The sequence below is a fragment of the Flavobacterium azooxidireducens genome, from assembly GCF_023195775.1.
GTDB classification, from domain to species: Bacteria; Bacteroidota; Bacteroidia; order Flavobacteriales; family Flavobacteriaceae; genus Flavobacterium; species Flavobacterium azooxidireducens.
Genome location: NZ_CP096205.1, coordinates 2,588,518 through 2,611,738 on the forward strand (window position 1 = coordinate 2,588,518; position 23,221 = coordinate 2,611,738).

Sequence of the window (23,221 nt, forward strand, 5' to 3'; positions counted from 1 at the left end):
TTTTATTTTTTCGTCATTTTTGTAAATCATTAATAATTTTATTCACCAAGAATTTATTATTCTTCAAGATTACTATATCAAATTCTCAAACTTAATTTCTTTACTCATTATAATATTTGCAATTCTTTCATTATGTTTTTTTAAAAATTTTTCAACTTTTTTCTTTTTGAAATAACCTTTTGGGATATTTTCTTCAATTTCTAAAATAAATTCGTGATGTGTTCTCTGAAATTCTCTAATCTTTAAATCAATTTTCTTTATTATCTCTCTCTCTTGTAGCTTATTCATTTTATTGGTTCGACCAATTATAATTATTTTGTTTTTATCCATTCTATTAAAAAAAAGGTCTGCAGTTTCAGAAATAACCTCTAAAATCAAATTTGCTATTAAATCTTCATACGTTTTAAAAATCTTTTCAAATTTATTGATGTTTTTATCTTCTAAAGCTTCGATTGCAAGTACTTGAAGAATAGGACGAATATCACTCATAAAAGTGTGATAAGATAAAATATAGTTTGCGTAAGCAACGCTAATTTGTTTAAAATTTGGTTTTTTAATAGATGTTAAGACTATTTCAGCGGAACTATTTTCTTTGTACTTTTCAAAATAGGCATGTTCAGCTTCTTCAAAAGTTCTAAATGATTTTAAATTAGGGATTTGAGTTTTAGAAGCCTCAATCAAAAAAAATGAATTCTTTTTATTTTCATCAGACCATCTTTTTTTTACTTCGGCATTATTTTTACGAAAAGTATCACTCAAAACAGTAATAAAATTGTATTTATCCAAAACTTCATAAATTAATTCAGCTTCTTCCTTTGTTAATTCTTTATCGCTAGACATAAGTGCATGAAATTGACCAAATTTTTTGTTTGACTCAAATCCTAACTCTTTTAATCTTAAATCGTACAATAAATCGGTTATTTCAATTAATGTTGCCCAATTATGATGATTTCTTGTTCGTAATTGAATTTCTATCCTTTTTTGTGAAACTGGATCTTTCACATACATATGAATGCTTTTGTAGCCAATATCTCTATGTATTTCTTTTATATAATCTCTAGTTTTACCTCCAGATTCAAAAGTCTTTTCAATCAATTCTTTTGCTTTATAAACTTCTGCTTCATTATAAAAAATGCAACGAATACCACCAATATCTCCCATTCTACTCAAATCCATTTCTTTTTCTCGACTGAGTTTATTTATTATGGTATCTATTCTTTTTAATCTAAAAGCTAAAATGCTAGATTGATGCACTTTATCTGCAATTTCTCTAGTTATATTAAAAACATCGACCAATGGTTTAGAAAATGAAGTCCTAAATAATTGTAATTGCTCTAACTCTTCGGGTGTTATTTCTCCACCACGAGCAGCTATATTTTCTCCAATTTTATTTATTCTTGTATTTGAAACCATATCATGCTATTTCTTTTTCACTCTCAACCCTTGTCATCTTTGCCAACAACAAATACTTTAATTCCTCAAGTTTTTGGTTTTGATTTTTTTTAAATTCAATTTGACTAAAAAGTTTCCTTATCAATTTGTCGAACTTTTTCAAAACATTAGCTGACGGCTTTATAATTTTCATATTATTCAAATAGTTTGTAGTCATACTAGGAACAGCAGAGCCAACATTTAAAGAATTGAAGTCCATTGCAGTTAAAAAGAAATATATGTAACAACCATTGTATTCATTTTTGAGAATTGAATAGAACATTGTGTCAACTGACCAAAAAGGCTTATTTAAAAATAAAATATTATTTAATGATCCTTTTCTAGGAATTAAAATTGTTGTTTGATCATACAAAACTTTATCAACATAACCCATAACACCGCCAGAACCATAAAGAGGAATATTTCCTTTTTGTAAATGCTTATAATCTTTACCATATTTAACTTCGATCATTTCATCCAAATTAACAACTTCCCACCCCTCCGGAATCTCTTTCTCCAACTCCTCGCACCCGACCATTTTTCCACCATTACTTTTATATGGTTTTCCGTTTTCATCTGGAAACTCAAAATCCACAAACCACTCCTTATAAATAGCCTGTGCAGTTTCTTCCAATTTACTAATCAATTGGTTGTTTAAAGCAATACGGTTTTGAATGGTGTGGTATTCTCGAACGATTTCTAGTTGTTTTTTTATGGATGGGATGGGTAATTCAACCGCACACATTTCATTCCAGTCAAAAATTTCTCTGGCACTTCCGTGGCTTTTAAAACGAGCATACCGATCAAATTCCGGTCTTCTGAACCACATCATTAAATATTCGGGATTCAGTTCCTTTTCATCTTTTACTTCAAAAGGAATGTATGCTTGTGAAATTAACGCTTTATCAAAATCATCAAACAAAGCAATTGTAATTTTATCACCATTTCGGGAAGTAACTGGTCCATAAGCAAATTGATTTCTTTCAATTACTCTGTAAGTTGACATATCCGTTCCAATGGTGTTGGCAATTGAAGGAATGAATTTTTTAGTAATACTTAAACCAACTAAAGGTAAATTTTCTAAATCCTTGTTTCTACCTGCAACCGGTTGAATGTATTCACCCAAACGTTTATAACTCGATGGCATAACCTAATTCTTTAAATACGGTTAATAAATCATTTTTCGATTGTGCTTCGGCTTTTAATAACTCGGAAAACTCAGTTTGCAAGGCTTTCATTTTATCTTCAAAATCAATATTTTCATCACGGTTTACAAACGTGATGTACTTACTAGGTACTAACGAATAATCTTTTGCTACAATTTCATCAATAGAAGCTGCATAACAAAACTCTGGAACGTCTTCATATTTTGTTAAATCCGTTTGCCAATTGTGGTAGGCTTCGGTGATTTCAATAATATTTTCGTCTGAAAATTGGGTATATTTTTTTTCAAAAGGGATACCTTTTTCTCTTAAATCTAAAAATAGTATTTCATGCTGTCTGTCACGATAATTTCTAATAGCATCCGGCAATTGCACCGTTCTGGCTTTTTTGTTTTTATTCAAAATCCAAAGCGTTACTGAAATATCGGTGGTATAAAACATACTTCTTGGCAAAATCACAATTGCTTCTACCAAATCGTTTTCAATCAACTTTCTACGAATTTTGTATTCTTCACCACCACCGGAAAGAGCACCATTGGCTAAGATAAAGCCGGCAACGCCATTTTCGGAGAGTTTGCTCACCATGTTTAAAATCCAAGCATAGTTGGCATTGCTCGTGGGTGGTACTTCGTAGCCTCGCCATCGTGGGTCGTCTTTTAGTTCGTCACTTGCTCGCCAATCTTTTTGGTTAAACGGTGGGTTTGCCATGATGAAATCTGCTTTTAAATCTGGGTGTTGGTCTTTGCCAAAGGTATCGGCAGGCACATCGCCTAAGTTGGCAGCAATACCTCGAATGGCAAGGTTCATTTTGGCTAGTTTGTATGTGGTAGCCGTATATTCTTGTCCGTAAATAGAAATTTCTTTTTTGTTGCCGTGGTGGTTTTCAATAAACTTGATACTTTGCACAAACATACCACCCGAACCACAAGCCGGATCATAAATGATTCCTTTGTAGGGTTCAATCATTTCGGCAATGAGGTTAACAATGCTTTTTGGGGTATAGAATTCGCCTTTTCCTTTTCCTTCGGCCAATGCAAACTTGCTTAAAAAGTATTCGTACACACGACCCACGATGTCGGTTTGTTTGTCTTTGAGTGTGTCAATATTGTTGATGGTGTCGAGTAGGGCAGCCAGTTTACTCACATCCATGTTTAATCGTGAAAAGTAATTGTCGGGCAACGCACCTTTTAAAGAAGGATTGTTTTTTTCGATAGTGTGCAAAGCCGTGTCAATTTTCAGTGCAATGTCATTTTGCTTGGAGTTAGCAATGATATGCGACCACCGAGACGTTTCCGGTAAATAGAAAATATTGGATTGGTTGTAAAATTCTTTGAATTCTATGAATTTTTCTTTGCCGTCTGCAATGAGTTCTTTGCGTCGTTCTTCAAATTTATCACTGGCGAATTTCAGGAAGATTAATCCCAAAACTACGTGTTTATATTCGGATGATTCAACCGTTCCACGGAGTTTGTTGGCAGAATCCCATAATGTTTCTTCAATACTTTTTTCTTTTTTCGCTTTGCTTTGTATGGCCATTTTTTGATTGTAATTTTATAACTTTTCGTAAGTCTCAAACCTACCAAAAATAAATAACTTTAACAATTATTCGGGTTGGAGATTTATGCGTTTATAAAAGTAAAAAATGGAGATAGAAGTATTTTACGGGAATCCGTAATTGATCATTTTTTTTTTATTTGGAAAAAAAAGATTTAAAAAATAATTAGTATCAGGGATAATTTTCTTTTTTTGGTTATCAATGTATCCTAACTTTGTTACCAGTAATTATAAAAATAGTAAAATCATGGCAAAAACACCAATGACAAAAACAGCAGCGGCAAGAATTCAAAGTTCTACAGCAAAGAGTAGTGGAGGAACAGTTTCTAAAAGCAGTTTTGCAGCAAGAGCAACCAGTGCAGCATCCAAAAACGCAAAAAAGTAATTGAATTTTATATCAAATGATTGAAAAACTAAATCATTTTCTATTAACCAAAGTTAACTCTTCTTATACTCAAGAGGAGTTAACTATTTTGCTTAATACATTTTACCATCAACACAAAGAAAAGAAAGGAAATAAAAAATATTTAATTGAAGACGATTTTAAAACGTTTGCAACTAACTTCTTAAATAATTTAACGGAGGAACAAAAAACTGATTTTGAAAAATTAAGCAATCCAAGAAAAGGTCTGTTCAATACCCTATTTTATGCTATAAGTGTTTTCTATGAACTTGTGAAAAAAAATAAAAGAACAGAAGAAGGAAAAGTTTTTCTAGTACGATTTTATATACTCAGTGAAATAAAAAAAAAACTATTTAGAATTTCATTCAGGAAAACTAAATTAAATGCATTCAAGCTTTCTCAAACCGACATAGCCAATGATTTTGAAGTAGATAAAAAGACCTATTCAAAATGGCTGGAATTAGTTGATTTAAAAGAGAAATACTTTGGAAGAAAACAATTGCGTTTTGATGAATACAACGAAATTTTCAGAAAGCTATTCACCGAGTCAGAGGAAGATTTTGATGTAAAAAACAAGTTTCATGAATACAAGATTAGATTAGAAGAAAAGAAAACGCTGTCAAAAAAAGATATTATCAGGTTAGGATTTGAGCTAATTGATAATCCTAAAGTTGCAGACTACGAACGAGCTCAAGAAATTATACAAGAAAATAATGACTTTGATTTTTATCATTCAATGGATAAATATCCCTATGCGATTGCAATTAAAATTATAAACTGTTTAAAATCAAACTCATGAACAAACTAAATATACAAGCTTTTAATATTGAAGGCAAAACCAAAGAAGATATTATAAATCTAATTTCAAATTTACCTTTTTATGAATCTGACAAAGAAGCGAATAGTAAAAAAAGAAAACGTTGGGTGGTTAATCCTGAAAATTTATCCGGTGAAGTTTTGTCGAAACTTTATGTGAATGAAGATATTATTATAGGTTTCAATTTCAATGAAGCATTTGGGAATGACTTACAATTGCATCACTTAGAACGAGAATTGCAACTGGTTGATGTGTATGAATTTCCGTTATTAGAAAGTCATAAAACCATACCATTTATGGAAAAAATCATTAACAAAGAACCGCTGCAATTTCATTGGCAAAATACTAATCCCTTGCATGAGAAGTACGCTCATCCGTTTTTCAAAAATGTGTTGGGCTTTAAGAATTCAAATTTCTTTATTCGTCCGGAAGATTTGGGTTTGGCATTTCCTTATCAACATCCTGAATTTAAAGATGTCAAAGAAAAGGTACTTATTATCGAAAATTTGTATTTTAAGAAAAGCCACTTAATCGCTTACAAAGTTTTTAATCCGATTAAGTACGAATATAAAACGGTTTGGTCGATGGAATTTTATGACTATTTAAAGAATTTAACAACAGTAAATTAGACAATTATGGAATATAAAGTACTACAAGAAAAGTCAATTTTAGATTTAGAGCAGAAAGTAAACCACTATTTAAAAGAGAAGTGGCAACTGCAAGGTGGAGTTAGCGTAACTTATAATAGAGGTAATGGCAGCAACGACATGTTTTATGCACAAGCATTGGTTAAAATGTAATTGAGGAGGCTTTTGCCTCTTTTTTATTGTTTAAAGGTTATTGATTTTTTATCTAAATTAAACCTTTATACGAACGAATAACATTTTTAAGAGCTTTATATAACAGTAGTGATTAATTTTTACGATGGAATGTTTTACTTTCCAATACAAAAATTCGCAAAAATATTCCCCAATAACTCATCATTCGTTACTTCGCCCGTAATCTCACCAAAGTGAAACAACGCTTCTCGAATGTCAATTGCCATTAGATCGGAAGATAGATTACTCTCCAATCCCCATTTCACTTTCTGAATTTCTTCCAACGCTTTCAAAAGCGAATCATAATGTCGTGAATTGGTGACAATTGTTTCATTATTTCGCAACGCTCCGGTATTTACAAAAGAGAGTAGGGTTTGCTTGAGTTCATCAATACCGATATTTTGTTTAGCGGAGATGAAAAGTGTTTGCTGTTGTCCGTTGTCTGTTGTCAGTTCCTTTTCTAACTTTTTTATCATTTCAGAAGAAAGTAAGTCTTTCTTATTGATAATCGTTAGTAGTGTCTTTTGAGGGTATTTATTTCTAATCTTTTCTATTTCAGTTTTCAAGGCATCGAGTTCAATTCCCCCTTCGGGGTTAGGGGGCTAATATACAACACCACCTGTGCCTGCTCAATCTTCTCAAACGTCTTTTTAATACCAATACTTTCTACATGATCGGTTGTTTCACGAATTCCGGCTGTATCGATAAATCGGAAACCAATGCCTTCTATTACCAATTCATCTTCAATGGTGTCGCGAGTGGTTCCTGCGATGTCGGAAACAATGGCTCGTTCTTCATTTAATAACGCATTGAGTAGGGTGGACTTACCCACATTTGGTTCACCAACAATTGCAATCGGAATACCATTTTTAATGACGTTACCCACTGCAAAAGAGTCAATCAAACGTTTCAAAACAAATTCTATTCGGGTTAAAAGTTCATTAAATTGAGTGCGATCGGCAAATTCAACATCTTCTTCGGCAAAGTCTAATTCTAACTCAATTAATGACGCAAAGTTGAGAAGTTCTTGTCGCAGTTGAGCAATTTCATTACTAAATCCACCACGCATTTGTTGCATAGCAATTTGATGCGAAGCTTCGTTGTCTGATGCAATTAAATCGGCCACAGCTTCTGCTTGCGATAAATCTAACTTGCCATTCAAAAAAGCACGTAACGTAAATTCACCGGGCTGAGCCATTTTTGCTCCCATTCGCAACAAAAGCTGAATGATTTGTTGCTGAATAAAAGTAGAACCGTGGCAGGAAATTTCTACAACGTCTTCACCTGTATAAGAATGTGGATTTTTGAAAACAGAAACCAACACCTGGTCATACGTTTTTCCATTATCTACAATATGACCGAGATGAATGGTATGTGTTTTTTGGTTTGTTAATTCTTTTCCTGAAACTGAAACAAAAACTTTATCAGCCAATGCAATCGCATCTTTACCAGACAAACGAATAATTGCAATGGCTCCGGCACCCGAAGGTGTGGCTAAAGCAACAATGGTTTCAGTTGGAATCATAGGTGTTTTTTATTTTTGCAAAATTAAGGATTTTTTTTTGGTTGATGGTTATTTGTTGTCTGTTGTCTGTTGTCAGTATTCTGTTATCAGACAACTGTACGTCCCTGATATAGGTTGACCACAAAAGTCAACTTATATGAAAGCAAATTTGAGAAAAATTAAGAAGTATCGATTTTATTCTACCGAGTTTAAACAGGAAATAGTTTCGTTATATGAAAGCGGAATTTACAGTGTTTATCAATTAGAAAAATTATATGGTATCTGTAATAAATCTATTTATCAATGGATTTATAAATTTTCTACCTTTAACAAAAAAGGAATACGGGTTGTTGAGATGAAAGAAAGTAACACTCAAAAGCTAAAAGAGCTAGAGCAGAAAATTAAAAGTTTGGAGCAAATAGTTGGTCAGAAGCAAATTCAGATTGAGTATTTGGAAAAGATGATTGATATTGCCAAAGATGAGCTAAATATTGACATTAAAAAAAACTCAAGCACCCTACAATCCAATGGTTTAGAGAGAACAAAGAAAAAGTAAGTTTCTCTTTAAATAGTCTGTACAAGGTTGTTACTATATCTAAACAAGCTGTGAATAAATATTGTAAAGAACAAAAATTATTCACCGAAAAAGTAGAGAAATTAGTAATCGAAGCTCAAGAATTAAGGAAAGAGCATCCGGGTTGTGGGGTTGAAAAAATGTATTACGTACTTCGACCAGAGTTTTTAGGAAGAGATAGGTTTATAGATATTATGATGGATTTAGGATTTAGAGTTCAGTATAAAAAGAATTACAAACGGACAACTTATTCCATTGCAAATCAATATCCAAATTTAATAAAAGGATATTTGGTTAATAAACCGTCAACAATATGGCAATCAGATATTACCTATATCGCTTTGGGGGAAAGATTTTATTATGCTGTTTTTATTGTTGATGTATATACAAAGTTGATTGTTGGTCACAGAATATCTAACCATATGAGAGGAACAGCAAACCTTGAAGCGTTAGAAATAGCTTTGAAAGAGTATGATGCTCCAAAAATTCATCACTCCGATAGGGGAAGTCAATATTTATATCATGAGTATATAAATCTATTAAAGTCAAGGGGTTCAAGAGTCAGTATGGCAATTTCTGCTCAAGATAATGCTTATGCTGAAAGGATAAACAGAACAATTAAAGAAGAATATTTGGATTATTGGAAGCCAAAAACATTTGAGGAATTACAAAGAAATATAAGCAAAGCAGTTTGGCATTATAATGAAAAGAGGATTCATAAAAATTTAAACAAAATGACACCGAGAGAGTTTTATGAAAATTGTTTCAAAAAGAATTATAAAAATCCAATTATTGAAATCTATGACAATGGTTCGGGATAAAAATCATAAAAGTTATTTCCAAAATTTTTTTAGCCAGTTAAAAGGGCTAAAAATTTCAGAATAACTTTTATTTTTGATCAGTGATAAATTTAAACATTAGTATTAAAAACCGGTCAACCTTATTTAGGGATTTACAGAAATCTGTATAACTTTTGTTTTCAAAATAAAAAAATCCCACTTCAACTTGAAATGGGATTTTTTGTATTTTTCCGATAACCGATAACCGATAACCGATAACCGATAACCGTTACCTAAAACATCTCTCTTCCTGCAAAATGAAAAGCACCTTCAATCGCTGCATTTTCATCCGAATCCGAACCGTGAACCGCATTTTCGCCCATTGAAGTAGCATATTTTTTACGAATAGTTCCTTCAGCAGCATTTGCTGGATTTGTTGCACCAATTAAAGTTCTAAAGTCCTCAACAGCGTTTTCTTTTTCCAAAATTGCAGCAACGATAGGACCACGAGTCATAAATTCTACCAATTCACCATAAAAAGGTCTTTCAGCGTGAACAGCATAAAATGCCTTTGCATCAGCCACCGTCAATTGCGTTAATTTCATTGCTACGATACGAAAACCACCTTCCGTAATCATATTCAAAATCCCACCGATGTGTCCGTTTTCAACACCATCCGGCTTAATCATTGTAAAAGTTCTATTTGTTGCCATTGTAATTTGCTTGTTTTAATTCGGGTGCAAAGGTACAATTTTAGTTTGAAGTTTCAAGTTTCGGGTTTCAAGTTTTTTAGAAGCGAATGGCTCGGGCTTTTTCAGGAATCCATTTTCCCGCTTTCCGTTTCAATATCTTTGGCAAAGTTTGAAACTTTGCCAAAGATGATTTCCACTTCAATCGGGGCTAGGAGGGAAGCCATTTAAGGATTGGTTTACAAAAGAAATTTCAAATCAAAAGGAAACTTAATTTTAAATTTTACAAAATCCTGATTTTTTATTACTTTTGATAAATATACTTTGCCATATGAAATCAGATGCAACCCTTTTAAATCAAAAACTTGAATTAATTCAATGGCTTTCTACTGTTGAAGATTCTTCTCTTATCAAAAAAATTATGGAATTGAGAAAGAAAGAAACTTCCGACTGGTGGAATTCAATTTCTGACCAAGAAAAAAAATCCATTGATTTAGGACTCAAAGATGCAGAAGAGGGTAAGTTAAATTCTCATAATAAGGCTAGAGAACTTTATGAAAAGTGGTTATAGAATTCTTTGGACAGATAATGCTCTACTAGAATTAAAGAAAACCGTTGACTATTTAGAACAAAATTGGACGGAAAGAGAATTAAAGAAATTAGCAACACAATTAGAAAAAACACTTCAATTAATTTCTCAAAATCCATATCTCTTTCAAGCTTCGGATGTTAAAAAAAATGTTCGAAGAGCTGTTGTTCTTTCTGTTAATTCTATATATTACAGGATTTTAAAAAATGATGTGGAAATCATATCTTTTTTTTCAAATCGTCAAAGTCCAGATAAAAGAAAATTAAAATAATTCTACAAAACCACCACCTTAAATTCCATTTCCAAAGGTTTCAATTCCTTCACCAATTTTTCAATCAATTCTGCACCAAATTCTACATAAAACTCCGCAAAATTTACTTTTCGTTCTTGCAGACTTTGGTTCGGGAACAATTCATTTTGCAACGAAATAATTCGGTTTAAATGTTCTTGGTGAACTCGTTTTTCAGCTTTCAATAAGCGTTTTTCTAAATTTTCTAAACCTTTAATCTGTTTAGTTTCTTGAGCTTTTACGGCTCCTAAAAACGATTTGTCTGTGGCTTTCGCCATTTTATGTAACTCTTCAAACTGCTTTTTCAATGCTTCTTTTTGAGCAGAAAAATCAATCGTAAAACCAGAAAGTAGTTTCGTTTTTTGAGTAAATAATTCTTGCTGATTCAAAAATAAATCTCCCCAAGTCAATTGTAATTTATCCGCTTTTGCCGCTTGTTTTTCAGTGGCCAACAAAACCGAATTACGAAGTGACAAAATCGGAAAAGTCACATGCTGACTTTCAAAAAAGGATTTCAATTCCAACCAATATGCCAATTCTCCACCACCGCCAATGTAACATAAATTCGGCAAAATGACTTCTTGATACAAAGGTCGCAACAATACATTCGGACTAAATTTTTCCGGATGATGTTCAACTTCTTTCAAAATTTCTTCTTCCGAAAATGTCAGTTTTGTATTGAGTACGGCATATTTTCCATTTTCAAAAACAACTCGCTCACGCAAATTATCTTCAATATAAAACAAATTAATTTCCCTCGGATTTACTTGAACCGAATAAGATTCCAGTAAAGGAATTGTTTCATTCACTTTTACAAGTGCCGTTTGATGTAGCAACTCGTTTTTGATAAAAGGAATAAACGATTTTTTTAAATCAGGATCATCCGCATCAATCACCACCAATCCTTCGAATGAAAACAATTCGTTGGCTAAAAAACGGGTTGCGTCTGCTAAATTTGTATACTCTAAATAGGCTTTTTTAAATAAATTTTTCAAACTTTCGGCATTGTTTCCTAAGCCAATTTCCGATTCAAACACAGCCAAAACATCTTCTAAACCATCGGTTGATAATCGTCCAACCGGACCAAAACTTTCCTTATTCCAACTGATTTTTTTATGTTTAAAATTAAAATAATTTATTTCTTCAAAATCGTGATCTTCTGTTGCCATCCAATAAATTGGAACAAAATCGTGTTCAGGAAATTCATTTTTTAATTCCTTACACAAATTAATTGTTGAAACAATTTTATACAAAAAATACAACGGACCTGTAAACAAATTTAACTGGTGTCCGGTTGTAACCGTAAATGTTTTAGGATTAATTAAATTTTGAATGTTCTGCTTCGTTTCTTTAGAAATTTCAATCGATTTGTATTGCTTTTCCAAAACAGAAACCAAAACTTCCCTTTTGAAATTGTCATTGCTATTGAAATTTCTTCCTTTCTCTTCCAACTGTAACTTAAAATTTTCCAAGTTCGGAAAACGATGATACAAGGCTTTCAACTCCGGTTTTTCATTCAGATAATCGTTGATTAATGAAGAAAAATATCCGGATTCTTGATAGCTGATACAGTCGGTTGGCATAGTTTGAAAGTTTTCGTAAAAATAACGAAAATAAAAGTAGTGAAAAGGTGTTTAACAAATGGTTAGGAAATGATAACTTTTGATACTGTATTTGAATTTGATATGCTTTTTTCGTTAAATTTGTAAGTAAACTAGTTCCTTATGAAAAAACTTTACCTTCTTGCATTATTAATTTCGGTTCATTCTTTTAGCCAAAGTTTGGTTAGAATTGAACCGGAAAATTTTTCAACTGTTTACGGTTTTGGTGGTAGTGGTAGTTTCAACGACACTGAAATTGTAATCTCCGGTCAAGATGCATTGCCTCCAACAGGGGTTCCAAAATTATATCTTTTTAATACAGATTCATCTGGGATTACTCCAAACGGAACAATCGATTCTCCTGAAGCTAATCAAAATTTTGGAGGTGCAATTGAAATGACGGATGATTATTTGTTTGCTGGTTCTATTAGAAATAGTACCAATGCTGCAAATGGTGGTGCAGTTTATATTTTCAAAAAAGTAAATGGAAATTGGGAGTACTTATTGAAAATTCAACCTTCAACTCAACACGAAAATGATTATTTTGGTACGAATATAAAAGTACATAACAATCAATTGTTTATTACTGCTTTTGGTTATGATGAAAATGGCGATGCAGCAATAAACGATGGAGCAGTTTACATTTACAACCAAAATGGCGATACCTTTTCACTTCAGCAAACGTTAACCGGAGTTTCCGGAAATTCAGGATTTGGAACGTTATTAGAGATTGAAAATGATATGTTGGTGACTACTTCAACCAATTCAACTGATGATTTTATTACTACTTTTTATCTGGAAAGTTCTACTTGGGAATTAGTAAATAGTACATTGATGCCGAATGTTTCATTTGAATTTAATCCCGAATTAAGCCTTCTTCATTCTGATCGTGTAAGTCTATCAAATGGGAAATTATACATTTATCATCTTACTGATACTGAAAATGATTTTTTAGGACTAAAAATGGTTAAAATTCACAATTGGTCTTATGCTTCTGATGAATGGAGTTTTGTTGAAGATTTTGTATTTCAAGAAGGGGATTATTACGAGTACAAAGTGAAAGTAGGAGGAAATAATATGTTTTTAATTCCAACAGGAGAGTATATTTTGATGATGGAACGAAAAAATCCTGTCTTTCATTTTGTTAATGAAAATGGTAGTTGGAGTTATGTCAATGCTTACTCAGGAATGAGTTCTTATACGCACGATAATTTTGGTCATTTTACTTTAATCAAAGAAAATCAAGTACTTTTTGGGAATTCAGGTGAATATTGGACAATTCCTGTAGCTGCTTCAAATGGAGGTGCGTATATGCTTGATGTTACATTAGGAGTCAACGAATTTGAAGTCAATAATTTAGTTGTTTATCCAAACCCAACCGATGGAATAGTAAAAATTTATTCTCAAAATAGTGAAGTTGCTTCCATTGAAATTTATGATGGTATTGGGAAAAAAGTATTCGAAAAAAAGGCAAACGTTCAAGAATTTGATATTTCAGTTTTAAATTCCGGAATCTATTTTTGTAAAATAACTAATTCTGATAATAGTATCAAGTTTCAAAAAATTATTAAAAAATAAACTATTAGATTAATTTAAATAAGTCTGAATTTAGCCATATTTTATTAATCTTAAAAAAATGTTAACAAAAATTTGGAATATTAAAAATAATTTCTGAAAATTTGTGCAGTTAAAAATAACTCTTAAAAAAACGAAGAAATGCGAGTATTTAAATCTTTACCTCAAAGCAATGCGTCAGTTGGAACTGGTGCGGCTCTTCTTCGTGGCTTAAAACAATCATAGTAATTATAAAAAATAAATATGAAAAGCCCGAAGACAATTAGTTTCGGGTTTTTTTGTGCTTATTACGACAAATTTTCCTGAAATTTTCTGAAACGCTATTTATTCCGATGCGAATAAAAGGGTGGCAATTGATTTTTTCCGTTTTGGAAAAAGCTATTTCATTGCCTGAAAACAAAAAATTTAAAAACAATCATGGGAAATAAACTCTCCGGGAAAGACCTTATAAAATTAGGCTTCCCAAAAAATAATTCAATAAATATTGCTCTAGGGCAAATAAATAGATATAGAAAAAAGAAAAAAAGGAAAGCATTTTAACCGAAGCAAAAGAAGTGTTATTGTTTCCTGAAAAATTCAAAGGACACGGCACTTGGGGAAAAGTGGCGGAAGGATTAGTAAATCCTGTTCAAGTAAAGTTCAATCAATTGAAAACTACTAGAGCACCTTTTTCAATTTTTGGAGAAAATGAAATTGACGAACAAGCAAAGTTTCAATTGTATGATGCGTTGAAACTGCCAATCACTGTAAAAGGTGCTTTGATGCCTGATGCTCACTCTGGTTACGGATTGCCAATTGGCGGGGTTTTAGCCACTGATAATGTAGTAATTCCGTATGGAGTTGGGGTTGATATAGGATGTCGAATGAGCTTATCGGTGTTTGATTTACCAGCGTCGTATCTAAAAGGAAAAGACCATCAATTATTGGCTGTTTTGAAAGACAATACCAAGTTTGGGATGAGTGAAACACATCAGATCAAAGCAGATTATGAAGTATTTTACAAAGATGAATTTCAAAATATTCCGTTGTTGAAACAATTATTGGACAAGGCATATAAGCAATTAGGCACTTCCGGTGGCGGAAATCATTTTGTGGAATTTGGTGTCGTTAAATTCAATGAAACCTTACCCGAATGGAAATTGGAAGCTAAAGAGTATTTGGCAGTTTTGTCACACAGTGGATCACGTGGTTTAGGAGCAAACATTGCTAAACATTACACGTATTTAGCAACAAAGCAGTGTCCGTTACCAAAAAACGTGCAGCATTTGGCTTGGCTTGATTTGAATTCGCATGACGGTCAGGAATATTGGTTGGCTATGAATTTAGCCGGAGAATATGCCAAAGCTTGTCACGATGACATTCATCGAAGAATAGCCAAAGCATTGGACAAACGAATTGCTTTAACCATTGAAAATCATCACAATTTTGCTTGGAAAGAAATGGTTGACGGAAAAGAATGCATCGTTCATCGAAAAGGAGCAACACCGGCAGAAAAAGGAAAGTTAGGAATTATTCCCGGTTCAATGACGGCACCCGGATTTATTGTTCGCGGTAAAGGAAATGGAGCGAGTTTGAATTCTGCTTCGCATGGTGCTGGCCGACTTTTTTCGAGGGCGAAATGCAAAGCGAAATTCACGCAAAGTGAAATTAAAAAGGTGCTCAAAGAGCATGATGTACAATTGATTGGAGGAGGCATTGACGAAGCCCCGATGGCTTATAAAAACATCAATACGGTGATGAATTTGCAAACCGAATTGGTGGAAGTATTGGGAACTTTTACGCCAAAAATCGTTAGAATGGATAAATAATATGGAAAAAATAATTCAAATTACCGCCGGAAGAGGTCCGGCGGAATGTACTTGGGTAGTTGCTCAAGTACTAAAAAAAATGTTGGATGAAGCGAAAGAATTCAACCTTAAATGCTTAGTTATTGAACGAGAGCAAGGTGTTGAAAACGGAACATTGGAATCGGCTATCATAAAATTGGAAGGAAAAGCAATACATGAGTTTGTTAATTTATGGATTGGAACGATTCAATGGATTGGACAAAGTCAATTTAGAAAATTCCATAAACGGAAAAATTGGTTTATTGGTGTTTTTGAAATTCCTCCAATAAGTAAAAGTCAAATTAATGAGTCGGATATTCACTATCAAGCCATGCGAAGTTCAGGAGCTGGCGGTCAACATGTGAACAAAGTGAGTTCAGCAATTCGTGCGACACATATTCCTACGGGAGTTTCCACAGTTTGTATGGATTCGAGATCACAGCATCAAAACAAAAAGACAGCAAAAGAGCGATTATTATTAAAATTAGAAGAGGAAGAAATTAAAAAATTGAAAAGTCAATTTCAAACAACTTGGATGAATCAAACGCAAGTTCAACGTGGAAATCCGGTACGAGTTTTTGAAGGTTCCGATTTTAAAAAACAAAAAGTAGTTGCTTCTTACAAAACAAAAAGAGAACAATTAAAAAAAGAATTAAAAAATGAAATCAGTAGATAAATATCTTTTTCAAGCCTTGGATAATTATCCGTATTGGTTGGAAGGCACTATCGAATCGTTGGGTTATGCATTGTCGTATGATGATAAAAATACGACAGCTTTATGTTTATACGGACGAATTCATGCCGAACAATTGCAGGATTATGAAGGAGCTAAGAATTATTTTCAACAAGCAATTTCGATTGATATTCATGCTTTGGAAGTATATCCGCATTATATCGAAACAATGTTGTTGAATGAAGATTATGAAGAAGCTCGGAAGTTAATCGATTTTGCCTTAACCATTAAAGGAGTTAAGAAAGTTGAAATTAAATTAAAGTTTGTTTCTCTTTTAGAAAGACAATTAGTGTTTAAAAAAGCGTTAAAATTACTTAAAAAAGTAAAATTGGAATTAATCACGTCTGACCATAATTACCAAATTGAGGAAACAGAAAAGCGATTAAAATCTAAATTGGAAACGAATTCCAAAAAGAAAAAGAGGAAGTAGGAGAAAGGCACAGGGATGTGTCTTTCTTTTTTTTTTAAAGTTTATGATGTTTTAATAAAACTATCTTTTCAATGAAAAATGCCCACGGTATTCTTTCCCGTTTTGTCTGGTTACAATAAACCAATAATCGCTGGAAGGAAGATGATTGCCAAGAAAAGTTCCATCCCAACCTTCAGAATTAGCACCTATTTGTTTGATGAATTTTCCGTATCGGTCAAAAATTGTAACTGTCATATTTGGTTCAATTTCAGAAAATTTAATTTTCCATTTGTCATTATAACCATCACCATTTGGAGTGAAAAATAGTGGATACATCAATAAATAAACTTTTTGATCAACAGCACCACAATCATTTTTGTCTCGAACATAAATAGTGTAATCACCACTTGGTAAATTGGTAAATAGATTAGAATCTTGAAAATTTATATTATCCAAAGAATATTCATAGTTACCAAGTCCAGTTACATCAATTTGAATAATGTTTTCACTAGTTGTCCAATCTTTGGTTTCAATATTAGTAATTGTAGCAGGATTTGATAAAACTACTGTGAAGTTTTTTGTAGAAGTGCAAATCAAAGGGCCATGTATTTCGCTAACTGTAACATCATAATTTCCGGGTTGAGAAACGATGATGGAAGGAGTTGTTTCACCTGTTGACCAATTGTAGTTATCAAAACCATTTCCGGCATTGATTGTAATTTCATTGCCATCACAAATAGGCATGATGTCATTAATTTCGATTATGGGTTTGTTGTAAAGTGTTAAATCCAATTCTACAATTTGAAAACAGGTATTTGGAGAATCAATCCTGATATAGATAATTTTATTTCCGGTTAAAAGTTCAAAGTTGGTTGTATTTGCAATTTCGTCTGAAGTAATTTGATTTTCAGCACCATTTAGTGAATGATAATAATGGAAAACATTTCCGTTAGAAGCAATTAATTCAGAGTTATAACTTGTTAAATCAATTATTTCAACACCATCATTTAAATCATCACAAATAGATTCAGTATAATCATTGGCATTTAAAGTATTGATTAAATTTATTGAAACGGCTAACCTAGTTGTACTCTCACAACCATTGAGCGTCTGTGTGGCAAAATAAGTGGTGTTGTCAATCAACAAAGTAGAATCAGGAAGTGGTGTTGTGCTTGTATTGCTTCCATACCAAAGAATGTCTGTGCCGTTTACACCTATTGTTTGTAAAGTGGCGTTTTCGGTAGAGCAAAAATTTTGGTTTGTTGAACCAGTTATTGGTGCGGTATTGTTGATGACGACCGCTATTTCTATTCTATCACTTTCACAGCTGTTGATTGTTTGAGAAGCATAATAGTTGGTTGCGTTTTGTAAAGGAGTATTGTTAGCTAAGATATTTCCATTTAATTGGCTGTCATACCAAGTGATATTTTGTCCAGTAATTAAAATGTCATTTAAAGTAGCATTTTCTTGGATGCAAAAGGTTTGTTGATTATTTCCTGAAGGAAGTGCTACCTGGCTAATAACAATATTTTGAATTTGAGTGCTAGTATTTCCGTTTCCGTCATCATAGTTCCAAGTAATACTGTAATTTCCTGAATTTGAAAAATCTAGTGAAGAAGTTGTTGTAGCGATAATAGTTCCCGAGCAATTGTCATTTGCTGTAGGAAAGTTTGTAATTACGGTATTGCAATCACCGTTTATGACTGGTAAATTAGAAAGATTTGGTAATGGAGCTAGAGTATCTCCAACAATAACATCAATGGTTATTGTATTATCACAATCTCCAGTACCAGTAATTTCACAACTATATTGACCGCTATGACTTGAATTTACATTCGTTATGATTGGATTTTGTAACGTAGAGGTAAACCCATTTGGACCATTCCAAAGGTAATTAGTACCACCTGTTGCGTTAAGTTCGAGGTTGCTTCCAATACAAGTTGGAGTGTTGCTAGTTGCATTTGTAGTTGATTGACAGTCTCTAAATTTAGCTAAATATATGTCAAATAAATTATCTATATTTGGTTGATGTGCTCCTGATGTAGCTATTCCAGAGTTACTGTAGGTCATACCAAACAAATAAATATCACTATTGAGGTCTAATTTAATCAATGCGGACTGTTCATTACTATTGCCACCATAATATGTACCCCAAATTCTTTGTCCAAATGAATTTAACTTCATAATATAAGATTTACGAGTATTATTTGTTGTTGTTAAATATGCATCAGGTGTTGTTATACCATTATTTACTCTTGTATGACCTGAAAAATATACTTCATCACTATTATTTGTGTCTATTGATACTACAAGATCAAAAAAATAACTTCCCCAATTTTTTTGTTGTGTAGCAACATTGAAACTAACAATATAACCTCTTTCAAGATTTGAAAGAGTTGAGCCTGGTTCTAGCGATTCTGGATAGGTGTCAATAAATGTATCTGAAGATGCAATTCCAGTTGATGATGGTGTTCTTCCACCAAAATATAAATTATCATCTTTCAATTTGCAGGTAACCATATAGCTCTTATCGCACAAATAGGTTCCCCAAACTCTTTGTCCAGACAATGTGAATTTTACAATCATATTACTGTTGTTCAATGGGTTTGTTGTTTGATAAGAATTTGGAGTAGCAATATTCTCATTACTTCTACTGTTGCCACAGACATACAAAAAACCATCATTTGAAACGAAAACACCTATGAAATAATCGCTAAGTGAACCACCATAAAATGTTCCCCAAATTCTGTTGCCATTTGTGTCAAATTTAGCAATGAAACCATCATATAAATTAGTACTTGAAGTAGAATTGTTTGATGTTTGATGTGCACCAGGAGTAGCAAAAACATCTGTGCTTGAGGTAGATCCAGCTATATAGATGGAATTAGTATCATCAATATATATAGATGATCTTGATTTTTCCTCATTACCATTCCCTCCATAATAAGTAGCCCATTCTCTTATACCAAAATCATTTAGTTTAGCTAAAATTAAATCATGATAAGCATTTTTTGTTGGCTGGAAGGAGCCTGCGGTGGCTACATTTGAATTATACAATTCGTTACATAAAAAATATAAATTGTTATTTGAATCTACTTCTATAGTTGGTAGAGAAGAATTAAAAATACCGTTGTCAATTAAAAAATATGTGCCCCATAAACGGTTTCCATATGTATCAAATTTTGTAAAAAATAGATTTGAATTTCCTATTAGAGAAGATAAATGAGTCCCAGCTGTAGCAATGTTGTTAGAACTCATAGTAGCACCGGAGATATAAACATCATTATCTTTGTTAATAGTAATGTCTCCCAAAAAATCATCACCTGCACCACCATAATAAGTTCCCCATAACCTTATCGGAACAGGGTCTATAATTATTGTTTTGTCACTTGTTTCAAAACTTGAATTAAATCCAAATGTATTTTTTCCTATTTGTTTATAATTTACAGATATTTCTTCTTTCTGACTGTGGTTTTCTTTCCAACTTAATGGAATTGTCTCTTCCATTTGTCCAAATCGAACATTGAATCTAATTTTATTATCAATTAGTTTAGTTTTGGTTCCATTAAATTTCATATTTATATCTGAAATTTTCCCGCCAGGTTTGATTATAAAATTGTATTCAACAGGTTTTTCTTTATCATTAGGAATAAAAAAGATTACATCAATGTTATTGTATATATTTTCATACTTAATCGATTGATATTTATGAATTTTAGTTATTCCATTTTTTTGAGAGGAATTAGTATAATAGTTATCATAATCGGAAGATTTTCCTGTAGCAACTATTTTAGTAATCGGGTTGGAATTTAAAAAATCAACATCTACACGATGAAAAATATATTTACTATCATTTTTATATTTATTAAAATTATCTAATTCAAAACCTGTTACAGGAGTAAAATTAGATTTTTCTTTTTTTGCAGCAACTTTCTCAACCTCATAAACATCATACGAAAATCCATTTTCTCTCAATTGAACATTCAAACCATTTGTATTTAAAAGATACTTTACAGCTAGATTAGGTCTTCCTTTTTGATCAACAATTTGTCCTTTGTTTTCAATAAAACCTATTGAAGAAGATTTATTTTGGCCTAAAACAAAACTTGAAACTAATAATAGAATGGTATAAATTAATACTTTCATTAGAAAAAAAATAGAAATAATTACAAATATACTTATTTTCTTATTAAAGAAACGTTATGAAAACTATATGTAAAAAAAATCTATTTTTGTAAAAAAATCCCTTTTGAAAAACCTGCTCCTCATCACACCGCCTTTCACCCAACTGAATACACCGTATCCGGCCACAGCTTATTTGAAAGGTTTTTTAAACACCAAAAACATTTCCTCCTTTCAAATGGATTTAGGTATCGAGGTGATTTTAGAAATTTTTTCAAAAAAAGGATTGGAAAAAGTGTTTCAGCTCTCAAGCTTGAAGTTTCAAATTGATGAGAATTGTCAAAGGATTTATGCTTTACAAAATGATTATATTCAAACAATCGATGCAGTAATTTCTTTTCTTCAAGGAAAAAATCCAACCCTAGCACGTCAAATTTGTTCCGGGAATTTTCTACCCGAAGCTTTTCGTTTTGAGCAGTTGGATGATATGGAATATGCCTTCGGAACAATGGGAATGCAAGACAAAGCTAAACATTTAGCTACCTTATACCTCGAAGATTTATCCGATTATATTGTGGCTTGTGTTGATGAAAATTTCGGTTTCAGTCGTTATGCCGAACGTTTAGGAAGAAGTGCCAATTCCTTTGACGAGTTATACCATCAATTAAATCAAAAACCAACGTATATTGATGAAATTACACTTTCCATTTTAAATCAAAAATTGATTGAAGTTCAACCTAAATTGGTATGTCTTTCAGTACCTTTTCCCGGCAATTTATACAGTGCTTTTCGATGTGCTCAATTTATTAAAACCAATTTCCCCAACATAAAAACATCGATGGGAGGCGGATTCCCCAACACAGAATTAAGAGATTTAAAGGATAAACGCGTCTTTGATTTTTTCGATTTTATTACCTTGGATGATGGGGAATTACCAATAGAGCTTTTACATCGCTCAGTTTGTCATTCCGAAGAAGGAATCTCTTCCATCCAATACAAAAGAACTTTCCTACTCGAAAACAACGAAGTCGTTTACAAAAACAATTCAACCCAACAAGACTACAAACAGTCCGATGTCGGCACACCCGATTATTCCGATTTGCAATTAGACAACTATATTTCCGTAATCGAAATTGCCAATCCAATGCACAGTTTATGGAGCGATGGTCGTTGGAACAAACTTACAATGGCTCACGGTTGCTATTGGGGAAAATGTACATTTTGCGATATTTCACTCGATTATATTAAATTGTATGAACCCATTGCTGCCAAATTACTGGTAGATCGAATAGAAGAACTCATTACTCAAACCGGCGAAAACGGATTCCATTTTGTGGACGAAGCGGCTCCTCCGGCTTTGATGCGTGAAGTAGCATTGGAAATTCTCCGAAGGAAATTAACCGTAAGTTGGTGGACCAATATTCGTTTTGAAAAAAGCTTTTCCGCAGATTTGTGTCAATTATTAAAAGCATCAGGTTGTATTGCAGTTTCCGGTGGATTGGAAGTGGCTTCCGATCGATTATTAGAACTCATCAAAAAAGGAGTAACAGTAGAACAAGTGGCTCAAGTAACCCGAAATTTCACCGAATCCGGTATTATGGTGCACGCTTATTTGATGTATGGATATCCAACGCAAACGATTCAAGAAACGGTGGATAGCCTCGAAATGGTGCGACAATTGTTTGAATTAGGCGTTTTACAATCCGGTTTTTGGCATCAATTCGCGATGACGGCTCACAGTCCGGTTGGAATGTTTCCCGAAGAGTTTGGCGTTATTCCACAACAAAACGAAGTTACTTTTGCCAACAACGATATTCAGTTTACAGACAAAACCGGAATTAATCATGACAAATTCAGTTTCGGATTAAAGAAATCACTCTTTAATTATATGCACGGAATTTGTTTTGATTATGAGTTGCAAGAATGGTTCGACTTTAAAATTCCAAAAACAAAAATCGCTCCTGATTATATTATTTCTTGTTTGGAAAAAGAAGAAAATTTCAACACTAAACCAACTTCAAAAATTGTTTGGATAGGAGGAAAGCCATCCGCTGAAAAATTTACAAAATCAAAAAAAGGACAATCGTGGGAAATGATGAAATTGACTTTTCATACCAAAATTGAAACAGTTGAAATTTCATTAGAAAAAGAAAAAGCAATTTGGTTGATGGAAATTCTCGAAAAAATTTCAATCTCTAATTCTAAAACTTTTACTTTTTCACATTTAAAAGAAGATTTTGTAACTCATTTTGAAGATTTCGAATTATTTTGGTATAGTAAAACTATTAAACCTCTTCGAAATGCCGGTTTATTAGTTTTATGAGTTATAATCTTAATGAACCTTA

18 protein-coding genes and 2 pseudogenes are annotated in these 23,221 nt (G+C 32.5%); 13 read left to right on the forward strand and 7 right to left on the reverse strand.

All coding sequences use genetic code 11. The features are described 5' to 3' along the window. Positions 1-72: 72 nt before the first annotated feature. The 3 genes from M0M57_RS11285 to M0M57_RS11295 are packed head-to-tail and all read right to left on the reverse strand — an operon-like array spanning position 73 to position 4,130. Positions 73-1,413 carry a RelA/SpoT domain-containing protein gene (locus tag M0M57_RS11285; RefSeq protein ID WP_248433132.1) on the reverse strand — a complete coding sequence of 447 codons (1,341 nt, stop codon included), beginning with the start codon at positions 1,411-1,413 and terminating at the stop codon, positions 73-75. Between the two features lies 1 nt (position 1,414). Then, the gene (locus M0M57_RS11290; RefSeq protein ID WP_248433133.1) at positions 1,415-2,578 is read right to left on the reverse strand and encodes a restriction endonuclease subunit S; all 1,164 of its coding nucleotides are present in this window, start codon (positions 2,576-2,578) and stop codon (positions 1,415-1,417) included. Then, positions 2,562-4,130 (reverse strand): type I restriction-modification system subunit M, encoded by a 1,569-nt coding sequence (locus M0M57_RS11295; RefSeq protein WP_248433134.1) that lies wholly within the window; start codon positions 4,128-4,130, stop codon positions 2,562-2,564. The genes M0M57_RS11290 and M0M57_RS11295 overlap by 17 nt, the downstream gene beginning before the upstream one ends. Before the next feature lie 265 nt (positions 4,131-4,395). Here M0M57_RS11295 and M0M57_RS11300 point away from each other — a divergent pair, with 265 nt between their 5' ends. The 4 genes from M0M57_RS11300 to M0M57_RS11315 are packed head-to-tail and all read left to right on the forward strand — an operon-like array spanning position 4,396 to position 6,168. After that, on the forward strand, positions 4,396-4,533 hold the full coding sequence (locus M0M57_RS11300) for a hypothetical protein (protein ID WP_248433135.1): 138 nt from the start codon (positions 4,396-4,398) through the stop codon (positions 4,531-4,533). 16 nt (positions 4,534-4,549) lie between these two features. Then, entirely contained in the window at positions 4,550-5,350 is an 801-nt protein-coding gene (locus tag M0M57_RS11305) for a hypothetical protein (protein WP_248433136.1), read from the forward strand. Further along, the gene (locus tag M0M57_RS11310; RefSeq protein ID WP_248433137.1) at positions 5,347-5,997 is read left to right on the forward strand and encodes a hypothetical protein; all 651 of its coding nucleotides are present in this window, start codon (positions 5,347-5,349) and stop codon (positions 5,995-5,997) included. Before M0M57_RS11305 ends, M0M57_RS11310 begins: the two co-directional genes overlap by 4 nt. Before the next feature lie 6 nt (positions 5,998-6,003). Further along, a complete protein-coding gene (locus M0M57_RS11315; protein WP_248433138.1) occupies positions 6,004-6,168 on the forward strand; it encodes a DUF1737 domain-containing protein in 165 nt (54 codons plus the stop codon). Between the two features lie 134 nt (positions 6,169-6,302). Here the strand turns inward: M0M57_RS11315 and mnmE are convergent. After that, positions 6,303-7,711, reverse strand: a pseudogene (gene mnmE / locus M0M57_RS11325) (tRNA uridine-5-carboxymethylaminomethyl(34) synthesis GTPase MnmE). Between the two features lie 136 nt (positions 7,712-7,847). Between mnmE and M0M57_RS11330 the strand changes: the two are divergent. Then, positions 7,848-8,246 (forward strand): transposase, encoded by a 399-nt coding sequence (locus M0M57_RS11330; RefSeq protein ID WP_248433141.1) that lies wholly within the window; start codon positions 7,848-7,850, stop codon positions 8,244-8,246. A 17-nt stretch (positions 8,247-8,263) separates the two neighbouring features. Continuing rightward, positions 8,264-9,085, forward strand: a complete 822-nt coding sequence (locus M0M57_RS11335) for an IS3 family transposase (protein ID WP_248436719.1) — start codon at positions 8,264-8,266, stop codon at positions 9,083-9,085. A gap of 251 nt (positions 9,086-9,336) precedes the next feature. On the opposite strand, the gene M0M57_RS11340 is transcribed toward M0M57_RS11335, so the two are convergent. Continuing rightward, positions 9,337-9,756 (reverse strand): nucleoside-diphosphate kinase, encoded by a 420-nt coding sequence (locus M0M57_RS11340; protein ID WP_248433142.1) that lies wholly within the window; start codon positions 9,754-9,756, stop codon positions 9,337-9,339. Positions 9,757-10,063: 307 nt separating this feature from the next. Here M0M57_RS11340 and M0M57_RS11345 point away from each other — a divergent pair, with 307 nt between their 5' ends. Both M0M57_RS11345 and M0M57_RS11350 read left to right on the forward strand, forming a co-directional pair. After that, positions 10,064-10,303 (forward strand): hypothetical protein, encoded by a 240-nt coding sequence (locus M0M57_RS11345; RefSeq protein ID WP_248433143.1) that lies wholly within the window; start codon positions 10,064-10,066, stop codon positions 10,301-10,303. Beyond that, positions 10,287-10,592, forward strand: a complete 306-nt coding sequence (locus M0M57_RS11350) for a type II toxin-antitoxin system RelE/ParE family toxin (protein WP_248433144.1) — start codon at positions 10,287-10,289, stop codon at positions 10,590-10,592. The genes M0M57_RS11345 and M0M57_RS11350 overlap by 17 nt, the downstream gene beginning before the upstream one ends. A gap of 2 nt (positions 10,593-10,594) precedes the next feature. On the opposite strand, the gene bshC is transcribed toward M0M57_RS11350, so the two are convergent. Beyond that, entirely contained in the window at positions 10,595-12,193 is a 1,599-nt protein-coding gene (gene bshC / locus M0M57_RS11355) for a bacillithiol biosynthesis cysteine-adding enzyme BshC (protein ID WP_248433145.1), read from the reverse strand. 141 nt (positions 12,194-12,334) lie between these two features. On the opposite strand from bshC, the gene M0M57_RS11360 reads away from it, so the two are divergent. The 4 genes and pseudogenes from M0M57_RS11360 (at position 12,335) to M0M57_RS11375 (ending at position 16,775) form a co-directional block, all read left to right on the forward strand. After that, positions 12,335-13,789 (forward strand): T9SS type A sorting domain-containing protein, encoded by a 1,455-nt coding sequence (locus M0M57_RS11360; protein ID WP_248433146.1) that lies wholly within the window; start codon positions 12,335-12,337, stop codon positions 13,787-13,789. 414 nt (positions 13,790-14,203) lie between these two features. Continuing rightward, positions 14,204-15,594: pseudogene (locus M0M57_RS11365) on the forward strand (RtcB family protein). A 1-nt stretch (position 15,595) separates the two neighbouring features. Continuing rightward, complete coding sequence (gene prfH / locus M0M57_RS11370) at positions 15,596-16,288, forward strand: peptide chain release factor H (protein ID WP_248433147.1); 693 nt, start codon at positions 15,596-15,598, stop codon at positions 16,286-16,288. Beyond that, complete coding sequence (locus tag M0M57_RS11375; RefSeq protein WP_248433148.1) at positions 16,272-16,775, forward strand: tetratricopeptide repeat protein; 504 nt, start codon at positions 16,272-16,274, stop codon at positions 16,773-16,775. The genes prfH and M0M57_RS11375 overlap by 17 nt, the downstream gene beginning before the upstream one ends. A gap of 60 nt (positions 16,776-16,835) precedes the next feature. Here M0M57_RS11375 and M0M57_RS11380 read toward each other — a convergent pair whose 3' ends face one another. Further along, positions 16,836-20,900 (reverse strand): DUF7948 domain-containing protein, encoded by a 4,065-nt coding sequence (locus tag M0M57_RS11380; protein ID WP_248433149.1) that lies wholly within the window; start codon positions 20,898-20,900, stop codon positions 16,836-16,838. A gap of 103 nt (positions 20,901-21,003) precedes the next feature. On the opposite strand from M0M57_RS11380, the gene M0M57_RS11385 reads away from it, so the two are divergent. After that, positions 21,004-23,199, forward strand: a complete 2,196-nt coding sequence (locus M0M57_RS11385; RefSeq protein ID WP_248433150.1) for a B12-binding domain-containing radical SAM protein — start codon at positions 21,004-21,006, stop codon at positions 23,197-23,199. Positions 23,200-23,221 lie beyond the last annotated feature (22 nt).

Excerpts from the sequence above, each read along its gene's own strand:
- M0M57_RS11285 (WP_248433132.1), bottom strand. The coding sequence starts at position 1,413 with ATGGTTTCAAATACAAGAATAAATAAAATTGGAGAAAATATAGCTGCT.
- M0M57_RS11290 (WP_248433133.1), bottom strand. The coding sequence starts at position 2,578 with ATGCCATCGAGTTATAAACGTTTGGGTGAATACATTCAACCGGTTGCA.
- M0M57_RS11295 (WP_248433134.1), bottom strand. The coding sequence starts at position 4,130 with ATGGCCATACAAAGCAAAGCGAAAAAAGAAAAAAGTATTGAAGAAACA.
- M0M57_RS11300 (WP_248433135.1), top strand. The coding sequence starts at position 4,396 with ATGGCAAAAACACCAATGACAAAAACAGCAGCGGCAAGAATTCAAAGT.
- M0M57_RS11305 (WP_248433136.1), top strand. The coding sequence starts at position 4,550 with ATGATTGAAAAACTAAATCATTTTCTATTAACCAAAGTTAACTCTTCT.
- M0M57_RS11310 (WP_248433137.1), top strand. The coding sequence starts at position 5,347 with ATGAACAAACTAAATATACAAGCTTTTAATATTGAAGGCAAAACCAAA.
- M0M57_RS11315 (WP_248433138.1), top strand. The coding sequence starts at position 6,004 with ATGGAATATAAAGTACTACAAGAAAAGTCAATTTTAGATTTAGAGCAG.
- M0M57_RS11330 (WP_248433141.1), top strand. The coding sequence starts at position 7,848 with ATGAAAGCAAATTTGAGAAAAATTAAGAAGTATCGATTTTATTCTACC.
- M0M57_RS11340 (WP_248433142.1), bottom strand. The coding sequence starts at position 9,756 with ATGGCAACAAATAGAACTTTTACAATGATTAAGCCGGATGGTGTTGAA.
- M0M57_RS11345 (WP_248433143.1), top strand. The coding sequence starts at position 10,064 with ATGAAATCAGATGCAACCCTTTTAAATCAAAAACTTGAATTAATTCAA.
- M0M57_RS11350 (WP_248433144.1), top strand. The coding sequence starts at position 10,287 with ATGAAAAGTGGTTATAGAATTCTTTGGACAGATAATGCTCTACTAGAA.
- bshC (WP_248433145.1), bottom strand. The coding sequence starts at position 12,193 with ATGCCAACCGACTGTATCAGCTATCAAGAATCCGGATATTTTTCTTCA.
- M0M57_RS11360 (WP_248433146.1), top strand. The coding sequence starts at position 12,335 with ATGAAAAAACTTTACCTTCTTGCATTATTAATTTCGGTTCATTCTTTT.
- prfH (WP_248433147.1), top strand. The coding sequence starts at position 15,596 with ATGGAAAAAATAATTCAAATTACCGCCGGAAGAGGTCCGGCGGAATGT.
- M0M57_RS11375 (WP_248433148.1), top strand. The coding sequence starts at position 16,272 with ATGAAATCAGTAGATAAATATCTTTTTCAAGCCTTGGATAATTATCCG.
- M0M57_RS11380 (WP_248433149.1), bottom strand. The coding sequence starts at position 20,900 with ATGAAAGTATTAATTTATACCATTCTATTATTAGTTTCAAGTTTTGTT.